Origin of the sequence: Rhodanobacter terrae (assembly GCF_042657005.1) — a bacterium.
GTDB classification, from domain to species: domain Bacteria; phylum Pseudomonadota; class Gammaproteobacteria; order Xanthomonadales; family Rhodanobacteraceae; genus Rhodanobacter; species Rhodanobacter terrae.
The window spans coordinates 1-18,048 of sequence record NZ_JBHSNG010000010.1 but is presented as its reverse complement, the minus strand read 5'-3'; the positions used below and the strand labels follow the sequence as shown (position 1 = coordinate 18,048).

At 65.7% G+C, this 18,048-nt stretch carries 12 protein-coding genes and 1 riboswitch; of the genes, 3 read left to right on the top strand and 9 right to left on the bottom strand.

Annotated features, from left to right (window positions below; all coding sequences use genetic code 11):
• Positions 1-80: 80 nt before the first annotated feature.
• Positions 81-362 (bottom strand): GIY-YIG nuclease family protein, encoded by a 282-nt coding sequence (locus tag ACFPPB_RS10745; RefSeq protein WP_377326892.1) that lies wholly within the window; start codon positions 360-362, stop codon positions 81-83.
• A gap of 4 nt (positions 363-366) precedes the next feature.
• Positions 367-996 (bottom strand): glutathione S-transferase family protein, encoded by a 630-nt coding sequence (locus ACFPPB_RS10740; protein WP_377326890.1) that lies wholly within the window; start codon positions 994-996, stop codon positions 367-369.
• A gap of 264 nt (positions 997-1,260) precedes the next feature.
• Here ACFPPB_RS10740 and ACFPPB_RS10735 point away from each other — a divergent pair, with 264 nt between their 5' ends.
• Positions 1,261-2,400 (top strand): D-alanyl-D-alanine carboxypeptidase family protein, encoded by a 1,140-nt coding sequence (locus ACFPPB_RS10735; RefSeq protein ID WP_377326888.1) that lies wholly within the window; start codon positions 1,261-1,263, stop codon positions 2,398-2,400.
• Between the two features lie 118 nt (positions 2,401-2,518).
• On the opposite strand, the gene ACFPPB_RS10730 is transcribed toward ACFPPB_RS10735, so the two are convergent.
• The gene (locus ACFPPB_RS10730; protein WP_377326886.1) at positions 2,519-4,393 is read right to left on the bottom strand and encodes an ATP-binding cassette domain-containing protein; all 1,875 of its coding nucleotides are present in this window, start codon (positions 4,391-4,393) and stop codon (positions 2,519-2,521) included.
• A gap of 458 nt (positions 4,394-4,851) precedes the next feature.
• Here ACFPPB_RS10730 and ACFPPB_RS10725 point away from each other — a divergent pair, with 458 nt between their 5' ends.
• On the top strand, positions 4,852-7,692 hold the full coding sequence (locus tag ACFPPB_RS10725; RefSeq protein WP_377326884.1) for a serine/threonine-protein kinase: 2,841 nt from the start codon (positions 4,852-4,854) through the stop codon (positions 7,690-7,692).
• A gap of 95 nt (positions 7,693-7,787) precedes the next feature.
• On the opposite strand, the gene metK is transcribed toward ACFPPB_RS10725, so the two are convergent.
• From metK to ACFPPB_RS10695, 6 genes are all read right to left on the bottom strand, one after another.
• Positions 7,788-8,987 carry a methionine adenosyltransferase gene (metK, locus tag ACFPPB_RS10720; protein ID WP_377326882.1) on the bottom strand — a complete coding sequence of 400 codons (1,200 nt, stop codon included), beginning with the start codon at positions 8,985-8,987 and terminating at the stop codon, positions 7,788-7,790.
• 243 nt (positions 8,988-9,230) lie between these two features.
• Positions 9,231-11,525 carry a 5-methyltetrahydropteroyltriglutamate--homocysteine S-methyltransferase gene (gene metE / locus ACFPPB_RS10715; RefSeq protein WP_377326880.1) on the bottom strand — a complete coding sequence of 765 codons (2,295 nt, stop codon included), beginning with the start codon at positions 11,523-11,525 and terminating at the stop codon, positions 9,231-9,233.
• 194 nt (positions 11,526-11,719) lie between these two features.
• Positions 11,720-11,930: riboswitch (cobalamin riboswitch) on the bottom strand.
• A gap of 210 nt (positions 11,931-12,140) precedes the next feature.
• Entirely contained in the window at positions 12,141-13,127 is a 987-nt protein-coding gene (gene dusB / locus ACFPPB_RS10710; RefSeq protein ID WP_377326878.1) for a tRNA dihydrouridine synthase DusB, read from the bottom strand.
• Between the two features lie 76 nt (positions 13,128-13,203).
• Positions 13,204-14,475, bottom strand: a complete 1,272-nt coding sequence (locus tag ACFPPB_RS10705; RefSeq protein WP_377326876.1) for a nucleoside permease — start codon at positions 14,473-14,475, stop codon at positions 13,204-13,206.
• Between the two features lie 121 nt (positions 14,476-14,596).
• Positions 14,597-15,232: a uracil-DNA glycosylase family protein gene (locus ACFPPB_RS10700; RefSeq protein ID WP_377326874.1), complete on the bottom strand. Its 636-nt coding sequence runs from the start codon at positions 15,230-15,232 to the stop codon at positions 14,597-14,599.
• Between the two features lie 23 nt (positions 15,233-15,255).
• Positions 15,256-16,626 carry an FAD-binding oxidoreductase gene (locus ACFPPB_RS10695; protein WP_377326872.1) on the bottom strand — a complete coding sequence of 457 codons (1,371 nt, stop codon included), beginning with the start codon at positions 16,624-16,626 and terminating at the stop codon, positions 15,256-15,258.
• Positions 16,627-16,902: 276 nt separating this feature from the next.
• On the opposite strand from ACFPPB_RS10695, the gene ACFPPB_RS10690 reads away from it, so the two are divergent.
• On the top strand, positions 16,903-17,463 hold the full coding sequence (locus ACFPPB_RS10690) for a methyltransferase family protein (RefSeq protein WP_377326870.1): 561 nt from the start codon (positions 16,903-16,905) through the stop codon (positions 17,461-17,463).
• Positions 17,464-18,048 lie beyond the last annotated feature (585 nt).

Here is an 18,048-nt window from a genome sequence, read left to right as displayed (position 1 = left end):
AGCCCGCTAGCGGGCGATGCTTTTGCTCTGATTTTTCCTACCGGGTCATCAGAACAAGAGCATCGCCCGCCAGCGGGCTCCTACAGACTAGACGGAGTATGTGCATGCAACGTGGCGATGCGCTGGGCGCGCGGCAGCCGTTTCCAGGCGATTTCCAGCCGCAGCGCTTCGCTGTGGCCGGCAACCCAGACCCAGCCGAGCAGCTGCCGCGGCGGGTTCGAGCGGGTGAAGCGGGCGCCCTTGCCGGCAAGGTGTCTGGCGTAGCGTTGTTCGGGGTCGCGGGCGATGCCGGTATACACGCGGCCGTCGGCGCACTCCAGCAAGTACACCGCCCAAGCGTCGGCAGCGGGTGCCTCGTTCACGCGCTCAGGCCCACTCGGTCAGCCCCTCGGCTTCACACAGACGCCGCCATGACGGTCGCGCTTTCAGTCGCGTCGCCAGTGCGGCGATATGCGGCCAGGTGATGGCCTGGTGCGGCATGTTGCGCGACCAGCGCATCAGCATCAGCGCGTACAGGTCGACCACGCTGAACGTGTCGCCGAGCAGGTAGGGGCCGTGTGTGGCCAGGTGGGTATTGATGCGCGACCAGCAGGCCTCGATGCCGATGCGCGCCGCCTCCTTGATGCCCTCGCCGGCGGCAGGCAGGTAGTCGCCGGGGTAGAACCACTGACGGAACAGCGGTTGCAGCGAGTTGGCCAGGTACAGCATCCACTGCAGGTAGTCGGCACGCTGCGGGCTGTCCATGGCCGGCGCCAGCGCCGCATCGGCGTGCCGCTCGACCAGCAGCATCGCCAGCGCGGCCGCTTCACCGTGCGGCACGCCGTCTATCACCAGGGTTGGCACCACGCCGTTCGGATTCAGCGCGAGGTACGCAGCGCTGCGCTGCTGTCCCGCATCGAGATCCACCCGTTCCAGCCGGTACGGCGCGCCGCACTCGAGCAGGGTCAGATGCACCAGCATGTTGGCCGAACCGGGGGCGTAGTAGAGCGTGTACATGGCAGTCATTCGCGGCAGATGGTCGGCGGATGATACGCCGTGGTGGCCGCCGTTCCCGTTTGTCGTCCGGCCTGCGAGGAGCGGTATTGCCGCGCGCCGCGGTTCGGCACGCGTATCGCCTTGGCGGATGCAGGCATGCAGATTGCCTACCTCGATCTGGTTTTCATTGCATAACATGCATTTGTATGAGCTAGTTGAAGTGGAAATCTATGGATTTCCTCGTGGGGTTCCGGTTATCGTTGCGCCAGGAATCGAGGACCGCCCATGCACGTCAAATCCCCCTGGCCCGTCCGGTCGCTGCACAGGCTGGGCCGCATCGCGCTGGCGGCCGTTCTGATATGCGGTCTGGGTGGCTTTGCCGGCAACGCGCAGGCGGGCCATGCTGCGCTGGTCCTCGACGGTTCGACGGGCGACGTGCTCAGCGCGATCAACCCGGATGAACTCAATCATCCGGCTTCGCTGACCAAGATGATGACGCTCTATCTCACCTTCCAGGCGCTGGAAGATGGGCGGCTGAAACTGGATCAGCTGTTGCCGGTGTCGGCCCACGCAGCGAGCATGGCACCGACCAAGCTGGGCCTGCGCGCCGGCCAGACCATTTCGGTGCAGGACTGCATTCTGGGCATGGTCACCAAGTCGGCCAACGACGCCGCCACCGTGGTGGCCGAGAAACTGGGCGGCTCCGAAGATCACTTCGTCGAGATGATGAACGCCGAAGGCCTGTTGCTGGGCATGACCCATACTCGGTTCGAAAGCGCCTCCGGCCTGCCCAACCCGGACGACGCCACCACGGCGCGCGACATGGGCAAGCTGGCGATGGCGCTTTATCGCGACTTCCCCAGCCAGGCACCTTATTTCGCCACCCGTGAATTCAGGTTCCGCGGCCGGCTGGTGCGCGGCCACAACCATCTGATGGATCGTTATCCGGGGATGGACGGGCTCAAGACGGGCTTCACCGACGCCGCCGGCTTCAACCTCGCCTCCACCGCCGTGCGCGATGGCCAACGCCTGTTCGGCGTGGTCCTGGGTGGCCGCACACCGATCGCCCGCGATAATCTGATGGCCCACCTGCTGGACGACGGTTTCGAGCATCGGCAGATTTCGCCAGCCCTGGTCGCCGAAGCGAGCAGACCCGACCACCGCATGACGCACCGGATGCTCGCAGCGCTGTCACCGATCGGCAACGCCGAGGCGGCGACCGTGGCGAGGCCTGCACCGCGAGCGAAGAAAACGGTATCGCGCCGGCATGCCCGCACCGTGGCCAGCAACCGGTTTCGCGCCACATGCCGGAAAAGCAGCAAGGGCCGCGCCGGCTGCCTGCACCACAAGCACGCGCCCGCTGCTGATAGTGCGACAAAGCTGGCTACACGCTCCGGGTCAGCGACAGCGCCGCATCGCGACTGAAGTCGCTCCCACCACCAAGCCAAGGCATGCCGGCCATCCCTGTGGGAGCGGCTTCAGCCGCGATACCTCCAATCCGCCAAAAACATCGCGACTTGAAGCCACGCGTCGGTACACAGCCTCAGACGTCCAGCTCGCTCCAGCGCGCGTACGCGGCGTCCAGCTCTGCCTGCAGCGCCGCCAGTGCCTCGTTCGCCTTGACGATGGCGGCACTGTCCTGCTGGAAGAAGGCCGGTTCGTTCATCGCCGCGCTGCGGCTGCCGATCTCGCCTTCCAGTTGCTCGATGCGTTTCGGCAACTGTTCCAGTTCGTGCTGTTCCTTGAAGCTGCGCTTGCGCCTGGATTCCACCGGTGCTGCCGCTGCCGAAGGGCTGGAGGGCGCAGGCTTGACCGCCGCCGCACTGCGTGTGCCGGGCCGCTGCCGCAGCCAGTCCGTATAACCGCCAACGTACTCGCCGATCCGGCCTTCGCCCTCCAGTACCAGCGTGCTGGACACCACGTTGTCGAGGAAGGCGCGATCGTGCGAGACCAGCAGCAAGGTGCCCTGGTAGTCGGTCAGCAGCTCTTCCAGCAGCTCCAGCGTTTCGACGTCCAGGTCGTTGGTCGGCTCATCCATCACCAGCAGGTTGGAAGGCTGCGCGAACAGCTTGGCCAGCAGCAGGCGGTTGCGCTCGCCGCCGGACAGGCGGGTGATCGGTGAGCGCGCGCGCTCGGGCGAGAACAGGAAGTCCTGCAGGTAGCCGATGATGTGCTTGCGCTGGCCGTTGAGCTCGATGAACTCGCGGCCCTCGGCCACGTTGTCCAGCGCATTCAACTTGTCGTTGAGCTGCAGGCGGTGCTGGTCGAAGTAGGCGATCTGCAGGCTGGTGCCCAGCGTCGCTTCGCCGCGTTGCGGCTTCAGCTCGCCCAGCATGATCTTCAGCAGGGTGCTCTTGCCGGCGCCGTTCGGGCCGATGATGCCGATGCGATCGCCGCGCATGATCGTGGTGGACAGGTCGTCGATCAGCACGCGGCCGCCGTAGGCCTGATGCACGTGTTCGAGGTCGATCACCTTCTTGCCGGACGACTGCGCGGTGGCCAGCGCCATCTTCGCGTTGCCGGTGAGGTTGCGCCGCTCGGCGCGCTCGTTGCGCAACGCCTTGAGCGCGCGCACGCGGCCTTCGTTGCGGGTGCGCCGGGCCTTGATGCCCTGGCGAATCCACACTTCCTCCTGCGCCAGCTTCTTGTCGAACAGCGCGTTCGCCTGCGACTCGGCGTGCAGGCGTTCCTCGCGGCGGCGCAGGTAGTTGTCGTAGTCGCCCGGCCAGTCGGTCAGCGCGCCGCGGTCGATCTCGACGATGCGCGTGGCCAGCGCGCGCAGGAAGCTGCGGTCATGGGTGACGAAGAGGATGCTGCCGGCGAACTGCTTGAGGAAGCTTTCCAGCCAGCCGATCGCCTCGATGTCCAGGTGATTGGTCGGCTCGTCCAGCAGCAGCACGTCCGGCTTGCGCACCAGCGCCTGCGCCAGCAGCACGCGCCGCTTCATGCCGCCGGACAGCGCGGCGAAGTCGGTATCGCCGGGCAGTTCCAGCTGGGTCAGCACCTCGGTCACCCGGCGATCGAGGTCCCAGCCGTGCTGCGCCTCGATCTGATGCTGTACCTCGCCCAGCGCATCGAAATCGGCCTGCGTGTGCAGTTCGTGCAGCAAATGGTGATAGCGCGCCAGCAGGTGGCCGAGATCGCCCAGCCCTTCGGCGACCACGTCGAACACGCTGCCGGCGGTGCCCTGGGGCACTTCCTGCGCCATGCGCGCGATCACCACGCCGTTCTGTACGCGCACTTCGCCGTCGTCGGCATGCAGCTCGCCGGAGATCAGCTTCATCAAGGTGGATTTGCCTTCGCCGTTGCGGCCGACGATGCACACCCGTTCGTTCGCCTCGATCGACAGATCGACATGTTCGAGCAGGAGCGGGCCGCTGATACTGAAGTCGACGCGTTGCAATTGGATAAGAGACATCCGCTCATTGTAGCTGGACCGCCCCCCCGCAAGCCCGGAAAACGAGGTCAATCTTTCTCAACGCGGCGGATGGGATGTTTTTAGGAAAATCGAGTTGCCCGAATTTTCCCAAAAAATCGACAATCGTTCATTGCACTGGTAGGAGCCCGCTGGCGGGCGATGCTTCTATTTCGATGGTTGGGTAGGAAAAATCAAAACAACAGCATCGCCCGCCAGCGGGCTCCTACGGGCGATCCGTGTAGCTTCGATGTTCAGCCGCGCTGGCGGTCAGCTTCATCAGGATGGACTTGCCTTCGCGGTTGCGGCCGACGACGCATATCCGCGTAGGAGGCGCCGATGCTGGAATCGACGTGCTGAAGCTGGATCAGCGACATCCGCTACCCTAGGCGGTCCAGGGCAGGCACTGACGCGCGGATACGTTTCCGCCGCGGGTGCCGGTGCGGGTTCGCGGGGGATCCATGACCGGGCAGCTGACTGATCAGTATCTGGAGGCCAAACGCATCGCGCTCGCCGCGATGGAGGCTCATGCTCTCGAGCGCGAGGCGCTGATCGGGCGCGAGGTAGGTGCGGACGAGGCGCTCGGCCGCGAAGTGCGCTGGATGATCGCGGCGATCGAGGGCAGCCATACCGCCGCCTTGCCTTGCATGGCCGGCGATGCGATCGATCTCAGCGGCCGCGACGCGCAGGTCACCGCGCCGCGCCACTATCGCCTGCTGCGGCGCCTTGGCGAGGGCGGCATGGGCGTGGTCTACCTGGCCGAACGCGGCGACGGCGACTTCGTGCAGCCGGTGGCGCTGAAGGTGCTGAGCGCCGGCGCGGAGGGTTCGCCGCTGCTGCTCGAACGCTTCGCGCGCGAGCGCCAGCTGCTGGCACGGCTGGAACACCCGGGCATCGCGCACCTGCTCGACGGCGGCGTACTGGCCGACGGCAAGCCCTTCCTCGCGATGGAATACGTCGAAGGCGAGCGCATCGATGCATGGTGCGCGCGGCATGCGCCGGTGCTGCGCGATCGCATCGCGCTGTTCCTCAAGGTCTGCGCCGCGGTGGAATATGCGCACCGCAACCTGATCATCCACCGCGACCTCAAGCCAGCCAATATCCTCGTCACCGAGGACGGTGAGCCCAAGCTGCTGGACTTTGGCATCGCGCGCATCGTCGACGAACAGCCGCTGGAGGCCGGTCTCACCCAGACCGGCCAGCACGCGCTAACCCTGGCCTATGCCAGCCCGGAGCAGATCGAGCAGCGGCCGCTGACCACCGCGGTGGACGTGTATGCGCTGGGCGTGGTGCTGTACCAGCTGGTGGCCGGACAGCGGCCGTTCCAGCACATCGCCACGCCGCATCTGCTGACCCATGCGATCGTCTGCGGCGATGTGGTGCCGCCCAGCCGCAGCGCACCGGCTGCCGTGGTGCCGGCCGACATCGACGCGATCGTGCTGAAGGCGATGCGCCGCAAGGCCAGCGAACGCTACGCAACGGTGGGCGAGTTCGCCGCCGACCTGCGCCGCTGGCAGGCGCGGCGGCCGGTGCTGGCGCGTCGGGGCCGCCGGCTGTATCGCCTGCGCCGCTTCGTGCAGCGCAACCGCTGGCCGCTGGTCGCGGCGTCGCTGCTGCTGCTGAGCATTCTCGCCGGCCTGGGGGCATCGCTGTACGCCCTGCGCCAGGCACGCACGCAGCAGCAACTGGCCGAGCGGCGGCAGCACCAGCTCGAACGCATGGTGCAGTTCCAGCAGTCGATGTACGACAGTGTGGACATCGACGCCATGGGGCACGCGCTGGTGGCCGCGACGCAACAGCAGGTGCAGGCAGCGCTGGCGAAAGACGCCGCGCCGCTGGATCAGGCCTTCGCGCGCGTGCAAGCCACCGACGTCGCGCGCTCGACGTTCGACGCCTATGTGGTGACCCACACGCTGGACAATCTCGATCGCGCCTTCCCCGACGCGCCACTGCTCGCGGCCGATCTGCGCCAGTCGCTGGCGCGGGTGCTGCTGAACATCGGAAGCTATGCGCACGCGGCCGCTGAACTGCGCCGAGTGATCGCGGTGCGCAGCCGCGCATCGGACAACGCCGGAGGGCTGCTCTCGGCACGCGTGGATCTGGCGCAGGCTCTGGAGCGGCAAGGCCATCTCGATGCGGCGGAGCAGTTGTTCGCGCAGGCCGATACGGATGCCGCCGGCTTGCCGCCGACGGATGCCTTGCGCGTGGCCGCCGAGACCGGTCGCGCACGCGTGCTCGCCGCGCAGGGACATCTGCAGGACGCCCTGAAACGGCAGCAGGCACTGTACGCGGCACTGGCGCCGCATCTGCGACAAACCGATCCCGGCCTCATGCAACTGCAGCGCAACCTGGTGATGACGTTGATCGGGCTGGGCCAGCGGGACCAGGCGCTGGCGCTGGCCCAGCCGCTGGTCGCGCTGGATCGCGCCACGCTCGGCCCGGAGAACCCGCAAACGCTCGATGCGATGGTCACCCTGGCCAAGCTGCTGCATTACCGCTACGACTACGAGCAATCGCTGGCATTGGCACGCGAGGTGGCGGTGGTCCGCCGGCGTCGGTTGGGTGCGGATCATCCCGACACGCTGAGCGCCGAGAACATGGTGGCGACCGACGAAGTCTATCTGGCACAGGATCCGAAGGCCTTCGCCCAGGCGGACGCCGTGCTCGAACAGGTCATCGATGCGCGCCGACGCATGCTCGGCCCCGACCATCCGGACACCGTGGCTTCCAAGACCGTGATGGTGCGCTTGCTGGCGAAGCAGGGCGACTTCGCGAAGCGCCCGGAGGAGCAACGCCGCTACTACGCGCAGGCGATCACGCTCGAGCGCGGCATTCTTGCCTCGCACGAGCGATTGCTCGGGGCGGACCATCCCAACACCTTGATGGCGCACGGCAGCCTGGCGGGCTTGCTCGATGCTGCCGGCCAGTACAAGGAGGCGCTCGCCGAGGCCGAGCTGACCCTGGCCGGGCAGCGCCGCGTGCTCGGCGCCGACCATCCCATCGTGTCCGCCACGCTGACCCTGATCGGCGACATCGAGACCGATGCGCATCAGCTGCAAGCCGCGCGCACCGCCTACCGGCAGGCGCTGACTGAGCGCGAGCACCTGCTCGGCCTGCGCGATGCGCACACCATCGAAAGCGCTTCGCATCTTTACGAGGCATTGACCCAGCTCCACGATACCGTCGCGGCCACGGCGGTACGCCAGCGCTACATGGACCCGGTGATCGCGATGGACCCGAAGACGCTCAATGCCGCCATGCGCAGCGTGCGCGACGAGGCGATCCGCATGCTCAAGAGGTGAAATGCGGCGATCGCGAAGAGGCGGTCGTGCCGTCACGCCAACGCCAACGCGAACGGGCCGCGCAGGGCGGCCCGTTCGGCAGGCGGAAATACCGCTTACTTCAGCTTGGCGTCGGCACGCAGCGCCTCGGCGCGATCGGTCAGCTCCCACGAGAACGCGGTGAAGGTGTTGCCTTTGGCGTCCTTCATCTGGTGCGGGGTACGGCCGAAGTGGCCGTAGCTGGCGGTCTGCTGGTACATCGGGTGGATCAGGTCGAGCATCTTGAGGATGCCGTACGGGCGCAGGTCGAAGTGCTTGCGGATCAGCTTCTCGATCTTCTCGTCGCTGATCTTGCCGGTGCCGAACGTGGTCACCGAAATCGAGGTGGGATGCGCCACGCCGATCGCGTAGCTCACCTGCACCTCGCAGCGGTCGGCAATGCCGGCGGCCACGATGTTCTTGGCCACGTAGCGCGCGGCGTAGGCGGCCGAGCGGTCGACCTTGGACGGATCCTTGCCGGAGAACGCGCCGCCGCCATGACGAGCCCAGCCGCCGTAGGTGTCCACGATGATCTTGCGGCCGGTCAGGCCGCAGTCGCCCACCGGGCCGCCGATGACGAACTTGCCGGTCGGATTGATGTGGAACTTGGTGCCCTTGTGCAGCCATTTCGCGGGCAGCACCGGCTTGAGGATGTACTCGCGCACGGCCTCGATCAGGTCTTTCTGCTTGACGTCCGGATCATGCTGGGTCGACAGCACCACGGCATCGATCGCGGTGGCGACGCCGTGCTCGTAGCGCAAGGTGACCTGGCTCTTGGCGTCCGGGCGCAGCCACGGCAGCGGCGAGTTCTTCTTCTTGCGCACCTTGGCCTGCTGCTCGACCAGGCGGTGCGAGTAGTAGATCGCCGCCGGCATCATGTCCTTCGTCTCGTTCGTCGCGTAGCCGAACATCAGGCCCTGGTCGCCGGCGCCCTGGTCTTCCGGGTTCTTGCGGTCCACGCCCTGGTTGATGTCGGGCGACTGCTTGCCGATCAGGTTCAGCACGCCGCAGGTCTCGCCGTCGAAACCGACTTCGGAGGAGTCGTAGCCGATGTCGACGATCACCTTGCGGGTGAGCGCCTCCAGGTCGATCCACGCGCTGGTGGTGACTTCGCCGGCGACGATCGCCACGCCGGTCTTGACCATGGTTTCGCAGGCGACGCGGGCGCGCGGGTCCTGCGCCAGGATCGCGTCGAGCACGGCGTCGGAGATCTGGTCGGCGACTTTGTCCGGATGGCCTTCGGAGACCGATTCGGAGGTGAACAGGTAGTTGGACATCGCGGTATATATCCTTTCGTGCGGATAAAGAGATACAAGAAGCCGGGCATGATACATCGGTCGCCCCGCTTTTGCAGCCTGGGGTGATTCTGATGTCCACCGGGTTAGGCGCATGTTCAGCCGTTTGGACGGCTGTTCTGCCCATTCCGCGTTGTGGGAGCGACTTCAGTCGCGATGCTCTGGAGTCGGGGCAGCCCAAAAGCTGTCGCGGCTGAAGCCGCTCCCACAAGAGTAGTGCGGGTATTACGCGAGAACCGCTGCCAGCTCCCCGCGCAACTGCCGCGCGCTGGCCACCATGTGGTCCAGCGCCAGCTCCACCTCGGCCCAGCCGCGGGTTTTCAGGCCGCAGTCGGGGTTGATCCACAACTGTTCCGGTTGCAGCACGGCTAGCGCCTTGTGCAGCAGGTCGAGCATCTCCGCCGTATCGGGCACGCGGGGAGAGTGGATGTCGTAGACGCCGGGGCCGATGCCGTTGGGATAGCGGAAGCGCACGAATGCGTCGAGCAGTTCCATTCGCGAGCGGCTGGTTTCGATCGAGATCACGTCCGCGTCCATCGCCGCCACCGCCTCGATGATGTCGTTGAACTCCGAGTAGCACATGTGGGTGTGGATCTGCGTGGCATCGCGCACGCCGCCGGCAGTGATGCGGAAGCATTCCACCGCCCATGCCAGATAGACCGGCCAGTCGGCGCGGCGCAGCGGCAAGCCCTCGCGCAGTGCGGGCTCGTCGATCTGGATCACGTCGATGCCGGCTGCCTCCAAATCGTGCACTTCATCGCGCAAGGCCAGCGCCATTTGCCGGCAGACCGTTTCGCGCGGCAGATCGTCGCGCACGAACGACCATTGCAGCATCGTCACCGGCCCGGTCAGCATGCCTTTCATCGGCTTGTCGGTGAGCGATTGGGCGTAGCTCGACCAGTGCACCGTCATCGCGGCGCGGCGTGCGATGTCGCCATAGATCACCGGCGGCTTCACGCAGCGCGAGCCGTAGCTTTGCACCCAGCCGAGCTGGGTGAACAGATAGCCGTCCAGCTGCTCGCCGAAGTACTCGACCATGTCGTTGCGCTCGGGTTCGCCGTGAACCAGCACGTCCAGGCCGATGTGCTCCTGGAAACGTACGACGCGCTCGACTTCCGCTTTCAGCAGATTGTCGTAGGCGGCATCGTCGAGCTTGCCGGCGCGATGCGCGGCGCGTGCCTTGCGCAGCTCGTCGGTTTGCGGGAACGATCCGATCGTGGTGGTCGGCAGCGGCGGCAGCGCCAGGGTTTCGGCCTGGGTCGTTCGACGTATCGGATAAGCGGACCGGCGCAAGGTGGCTTGTGGGCTCAGCGTGCGCAAGCGGTTGCGCACGCCGGCGTCGACCACGCCGGGCGCATGTGCCTGCGTGTCCAGCAAGGCTTGTTGCGCGGCGAGCGCGGCATGGGCTTCGGGCAGGCCGGCGAGCGCATCGGCGTAGACGCGCAGCTCCTCGACTTTCTGCCGTGCGAACGCCATCGGTGCGCGGCGCTTCGTGTCGAGTGCGGTTTCCGCTCCGAGATCGATCGGCACGTGCAGCAGCGAGCACGACGGCGCCAGCCACAGGCGTTCGTCGCCGATGCGCGCCTGCGCTTTGCGCAGCAACGGCAGCACGCGCTCGGGCCGGCTGCGCCAGATATTGCGGCCATCGACCACGCCGGCACTAAGGACGAGACAGGCCGGCAGCGCATCCAGCACGGCATCGAGTTGTTCCGGGGCACGCACCAGGTCGACATGCAATCCGTCCACCGGCAGCGAGGCGGCCAGTGCCAGGTTGTCGCCGAGCGCGCCGAAATAGCTGGCCAGCAGTCGGCGCGGTGTGCGTGCAGCCGCGAGAGCCGCGTAGGCGCGGCGATATGCGGCACGATCGTCATCGTCCAGATCCAGCACCAGGCAGGGTTCATCCAGCTGCACCCAGTCGGCGCCGGCATCGGCCAGTTGTCCGAGCAGATCGATGTAAGGCGCCAGCAAGGCGTCGAGCAGGGCCACTCGGTCGCTGCCGTCCACCGTCTTGGACAGCAGCAGGAACGACACCGGGCCCAGCAGCACCGGACGCGCCTGGAAACCCAGTTCACGCGCTTCGAGGAAATCGGCCAGCGGCTTGTTGCCGCGGAGCGCGAAACGCTGGCCGGCTTCCAGCTCCGGCACCAGGTAGTGGTAATTGGTGTCGAACCATTTGGTCATCTCCAGCGCGTGCAGGTCGTGACCGTCGCGCTTGTGACCCCGGGCCATCGCGAAATAGCCGTCCAGCTCATCGACGGCAAACACCGGTCGATAGCGCGAAGGAATGGCGTCGAACAGCACAGCCGTATCGAGTACGTGGTCGTACAAGCTGAAATCGTTGCACGGCACGACGTCGGCCCCGGCTTGCGCAGCCAGCGTCCAGTGCCGCTTGCGCAGCATGCGGGCGGTGTCGAGCAAGGTCTCGGCGCTGCTGTCGCCGCGCCAGCGGGATTCGAGCGCTCGCTTGAGTTCGCGCTTGAGGCCGATGCGTGGAAAGCCTGAGTAGGTAACGAGTGACATGAGAATTCCTCTTGCATGGTGGGCAAAGAGGAACGAAGGATGGCCAGCCTCATCGCTGTGCCGTTGACCTTCGCCCCCGCGGGCGAGCCGGTGTCGACGCGGGGGACGCAAAGCCGCCGCCACGGCCATAGGGGCGGCAGCGCGCAAGCTCCGGTGTTCCCCCGCGGAAACGCCAGGTCGGGCAGAAGCGCATTCGTGCGCTTCAGGCTGAGGCAGGTATTCGGGCTCGTGGACGTGTCACATGACCTACTGTCCGTCGCTTCCCGGACGTGTTGCGTCCAGTGCCTGTGACGGAGGTCGTTTCCACATACCGCTGCGGGGCAGCGCCGGATTCGCACCGGCTTCCCTTGAGGTCGCCTCCTTATTTGCATAAAGAGACGACTACCATCAGCGCGTCGCAAACTAGACGTATGGACGTCCAAAGTCAAACGAAGGCAGCCTTTTGTAGGATCGGCTTCAGTCGCGACGCTTTTGGCGGGTCGGAGAGCTATCGCGGCCGAGGCCGCTCCTACAGGGGTGGCGGGATGCCCTGGCTGCTGTGGGAGCGACTTCAGTCGCGACGCTTTTGGCGGATTGGAGAGCTATCGCGGCCGAGGCCGCTCCTACAGGACGGGATCAAGCGGCCAGGCGCTCGCCGGCAGCAAGCACCGCGAAGTAATCGCGGGTCAGGCGCAGCTGTTCGGTGGCCGTCTCGGCGCGGTTGACCACTTGCCGGAACGCCCCGTTCTCGGGGCGATCCTTGGCGTACCAGCCCAGGTGCTTGCGCGCGATGCGCACCCCGGCCTGCTCGCCGTAGAACGCGTAGAGCTGTTCGAGATGGCCCAGCAGGATCGCGGCGACTTCGGCGGGCTCCGGTTCGGGCAGCAACTCGCCGGTGGCCAGGAAGTGCGCGATCTCGCGGAAAATCCACGGCCGCCCCTGCGCGCCGCGGCCGATCATCAATGCATCGGCGCCGGTCACGTCGAGCACGTGGCGCGCCTGCTGCGGGGTGTCGACGTCGCCGTTGGCCAGCACCGGAATGCGCACGGCAGCCTTCACCGCGGCGATGGTGTCGTACTCGGCGTTGCCTTCGTACCTGTCGGCACGGGTACGTCCGTGCACGGCCAGCGCGGCGATGCCGCAGTCCTCGGCGATGCGCGCGATGTTCAGCGCATTGCGGTTGTCGCGGTTCCAGCCGGTGCGGATCTTCAGCGTGACCGGCACGTCGACCGCGTCGACCACCGCCTTGACGATGCGCGCGACCAGCGGCTCGTCCTGCAGCAGCGCCGAACCGGACCACACGTTGCACACCTTCTTGGCCGGACAACCCATGTTGATATCGATGATCTGCGCGCCATTGGCCACGTTGAAACGCGCCGCCTCCGCCAGCATCGCCGGGTCGTAGCCGGCGATCTGCACGCTGACCGGCTCGGGTTCGCCGTCGTGATCCATCCGCCGAAGCGACTTGCGCGTATGCCACAGGCGCGGGTCGGCATTGGTCATTTCAGACACGGCCAGACCCGCGCCCAGCCGCTTGCACAGCAGACGGAACGGCTTGTCGGTGACGCCCGCCATCGGAGCGAGCACCACCGGCGGGTCGATCAGGTAAGGGCCGATACGCATCCGCGCATTGTAACTGCAGCGCCTGCGCGGCGATGGAATGCAGGCGACGGCCAGCTCGCTGCTGTATCGAGCCGCCTCAGACCCTGTGCAAACTGTCCGCACTGGCCGTCGTGGCGCCGCGCACATGCTGGTGCTTGAAGAAGATCACGAACAGCACGGCCACCACCAGCGAATACGACGCGAACGTCGTCCAGATACCGTGCCAGTCCTTGCTGCCGTCGGCATGGGTGAACCAGAGATCGATGATCACGCCGCTGATCGAGCTGCCCAGGATCGCGCCGACGCCGTTCGTCATCAGCATGAACAGGCCTTGCGCGCTGGCGCGGATCGCCGCGTCGCTCTGCTCCTCGACGAACAGCGAGCCGGAGATATTGAAGAAGTCGAACGCCATGCCGTACACGATGCACGACATCACGATCATCCACAGGCCCGGCCCCGGGTTGCCGTAGGCGAACAGGCCGAAGCGCAGCACCCAGGCCAGCATGCTGATCAGCATCACGGTCTTGATGCCGAAGCGCTTGAAGAAGAACGGTATCGCTAGGATGAACAAGGTCTCGGAAACCTGCGATATCGACATGATGATCGCCGGGTAGCGCACCGCGATCATACCCTTGTACGCGTCGACGTTGGCGAAGTCGTGCAGGAAAGTGTCGCCGTAGGCATTGGTCAGTTGCAGCGCCGCGCCCAGCAGCATCGCGAACACGAAGAAGATCGCCATCTTGCTGTTCTTGAACAGCGCGAACGAGGTCAGCCCCAGCGTATCCAGCCACGAGGTATGCGCCTGGCCGCGCAGGCGCGGCGGACACTTCGGCAGGGTGAACGCATACAGGCCGAGCAGCAGCGCCGCGCCGGAGGCGACGTAGAACTGGCCGCCCGAGGTTTCCAGATGCAGCAGGCTCACCGTCCACATCGCCGCGATGAAACCGACCGTGCCCCACACGCGGATCGGCGGGAACACCAGCACCACGTCCGCGCCCTCGGTCTTCAACGCGTTGTAGGCCACCGCGATCGCCAGCGAGATCGTCGGCATGTAGCACATCATGTTGAGCAGCATCACCCAGAACAAGGTATGCGGGTTGTCGATCGCAGGCACGATGAACAGCACCACCGCACCGCCGATGTGCAGCAGGCCGTAGAGCTTCTCCGCGTTGAGCCACTTGTCCGCGATCACGCCCATCAGCGACGGCATGAACAGCGAGGCGATGCCCATGGTCGAGAAGATCGCGCCGAACTGCGCGCCCGACCAGTGCCGGTACTGGAACCAGTACGCGCCGATGGTGATCAGCCAGGCGCCCCACACGAAAAACTGCATGAAGTTCATCGCCACAAGACGGAGCTTGATGCTCATCAATCGATATCCCGCATAGTGATTTCCCCCGGAGAGGGCCGAGGGAACACCCTGCGGCCAACGAGCTCCGGCAGGTTAGATGAGTCGGCGCCCGGCCGGCAAGGCGCGTTGCAGCGCCGCTTCAGTCCACAGCGCCATCGCGCAGCAGTGCGCTCACGCGTTCGCGCAGCACCGGCAGCAGATCCTGTTCGAACCACGGGTTGTGCATCACCCATGGCCGGTTGCGCGGGCTGGGATGCGGCAGCGGCAGCAGCCCATGGGCCAGATGCGTGCGCCACGCACGCACGGTGTCGGTGAGCGAGGCGGCCCGTGCGGTACCGAGCAGGCCCACCTGCGCGTACTGCCCGATCACCAAAGTCAGCCGCACCTGCTTCAACAGCGGCAGCAAGCGCGGCTGCCACGTCGGCGCGCACTCCGGCCGTGGCGGCAGATCGCCACCGCGGCCGCTGCCGGGGAAACAGAAACCCATCGGCACGATCGCCACGCGGCTGGCGTCGTAGAACGTATCGCGGTCGATGCCCAGCCACTCGCGCAACCGCTGGCCACTGACATCGTTGAACGGGATGCCGGTGTCATGCACCTTGCGCCCCGGCGCCTGGCTGACGATCAGCAAGCGTGATGTGGACGCCGCCTGCAGCACCGGGCGTGGTCCCAGCGGCAGATGCGCCTCGCAGAGGCGGCAGGCGCGAATTTCCGCCAGCAAGGGGTCCGCCGTGTGCGACACCCGTGCGGCGCCCGTGCTTTTCCGATTCCCCATTCCCGACTCCCGATTCCTGTCCGTCAAGGCAGCAGCTTGCCGGGATTGAGGATGCCATCCGGATCGAACGCGGTCTTGATGTTGCGCATGAGCGCCAGCGTGGAAGCTTCCAGCGCCAGCGGCATGAACGCGCGCTTGACCATGCCGATGCCGTGCTCGCCCGACAGCGTGCCTTCGAGCGAGATCACCAGCGCGAACACGTCGGCGAGGCAGGCATGTGCGCGTGCGCGCTCGGCGTCGTCGCGCGGCAGCAGGTTCACATGCAGGTTGCCGTTGCCGGCGTGGCCGAAGGTGACGATCAGCACATCGTGTTTCGCCGACAGCTGCTTGATGCCGTCGACCAGTGCAGGCAAGTGACTGACCGGCACCACCACATCCTCGTTGATCTTGTTCGGCGAGATCGTGCGCTGCGCCGGCGACAACGCCTTGCGCGCCGCCCACAGGGCGCGGGTTTCCTCGGCGCTCTGCGCCACCCGCAGTTCTTCCAGCCCGTCGCCGCGTGCGGCCGCCGCCACCGCATCGACCGCGCTGTCCAGCGTGGCCGGTTCGCCATCGACTTCGATCATCAGCATCGCGCCGGCCAGCGGCACGCTGTCGCCGCCATGGTCGTGCGCCAGCTTCAGCGCCACGTCGTCGATGAACTCCAGCGCGCATGGCGTCACCGGCTGCGCCATGATTCGCGCCACCGCGCGCGCGGCGCTGCCGACGTCGCGGTAGGTCGCGCGCAGCGTGCGCACCGCCGACGGTTTCGGCGTGAGTTTCAAGGTGGCCTCGGTGATCAGCGCAAGCGTTCCCTCCGAGCCGATCAGCAGCCGGGTCAGGTCGTAACCGGTGGCGCCCTTGCTGGTATAGGTTCCGCAGCGAAAACCTTCGCCGTTGCCAGCCACCGCGCGCAGCCCCAGCGTGTTCTCGCGCGGGCTGCCGTACTTCACCGTCCGCGGTCCGGCCGAGTTGCAAGCCAGGTTGCCGCCGATGCTGCACCACGGTGCCGAGGTGGGGTCCGGCGGCCAGAAAAATCCGAACGGCAGCAACGCCTGTTGCAGATCGCCATTCAACACACCCGGCTCGACCACCGCCAGGCGATTGTCCGGGTCGATCCGCAGGATGCGGTTCATCCGCTCGAAGCTCGCCACCACGCCGCCCTGAACAGGCACCGTGGCGCCCGTAGTGTTGCTGCCGCGCCCGCGCGCCACCAAGGGCACGCCATGCGCGCGACAGGCACGCACCAGTGCCTCGACTTGCGCATGCTCCGTAGGAAACACCACCGCATCCGGCAGCGCGTTGAGCCGCGAGTTGTCGTAGGCGTAGGCAAGGCGTTCGGCTTCGGCGATCGAGAGCGCCCCGACCGGGAATGTCTCGTGCAGAAGGTTCAGCAAGGCGGGTGCGAGTGGCATCGCAGCAGTTTAACGCTGCGCACACGACGGGTGCGCGTGTGATGCGAGGTGCCTGATAGGGTGAAACGTTTGCATTACATGCAAAGGGCGGCGCTGCACCTGATGGAATCCCGGCGATCGTAGGCACTTTCCGACTATTCTAACCGTCAGCTTCTGGTCGATAGCGGGCCGATAGCGTCCGGCAAGCCGCGACAGGTAGAGGTTGGACCATTTCTGCCGGTCGCGGCGTTGATGAGTGACGACCGGCTGGCTAATCATCGGAAGTCAGGAGTCATCATGCTGATCTTGCGCGACGTCGCCATCGCCCTTCTGTTTGCATGGATATCTATCGATGCCATCGTGGTCTTTCGGCGCAAAAGCGGACAAGCGGAGAATCGCGATCGTTCCTCGCTGAAACTGCTGATGATTGCCGGACCACTGGTCTGGATGGTCAGCATAGGTCTCGCCTTTACCTCGATCGGTGCCTTTCAATTTCCGAAGGGGCAGGTCATCGGGTTGCTGGTGATGGTGTTCGGAATCGTCCTGCGCTCGACTGCGATTGCTCAGCTGGGTCAATTCCATACGCCGAACGTAGCGGTGCTCGCGGAGCATCAAGTGAAGGCGACGGGCTTGTATCGGCATGTGCGGCATCCGAGCTATCTCGGCGCGCTGATCGGTTTCGCGGGGTTCGGGCTTGCGCTCGGGAACTGGCTGAGTCTGCTGTTGATCGTACTGGTCACGCCGGCGATCTATCTGCATCGCATCCGCGAAGAGGAGATTGCACTGACCGCGGGGCTGGGCGACGCGTATCGCGAATATTGCCGGCACACGAAACGGCTGATCCCCTGGGTCTACTGAAAGCTACCATCCACGCGTGCGTGCGGTTGATCGAGAGGGCTGCGCGTCGAGGCGGGACAGGTTAATCCTAAACTACTCCCGCTATCTCTTTTCACCCCGCTTGTGATGTCGGATGCCCAAAGTTGCTAGCCCTTGGCGTGCTTGGTGGCCTGCTTATGATGGGCTTCTGGTGATTCTTGGTGGCCTTCAGAGCCGCTGCCGCACAAAGGAACGCCCGCGCAAGGCGGGCATTTTCTGTATGAGAGTCAACGAGGTTCGTCATCGACAGTCTATAGCTGCTCAAAAAAATGAGGCCTCTCGTGCCGAAGTTGACTATTCCGCGATCACTGATCACGGTTCTTTGTAACGTGCCATGCAAAACAACTAGGGATGCCCTGATCTATCGACTTTGAAACAGCCGTCCAGACGGCCGTGCGAAAACGCTGGCATGGTTACGGGAAAAAGGCGATGTTTCCGGTGTTTTCGTGCCGCCGTGACGGTGATGTGCCTCTGATCAACTTCATTTTCTGGCTCACAGGCACACCTCCCCTGCAGTAGTCAGCAAAGTTCGTCGCACCATCCACAGATTCGCCAACGCAAACAACG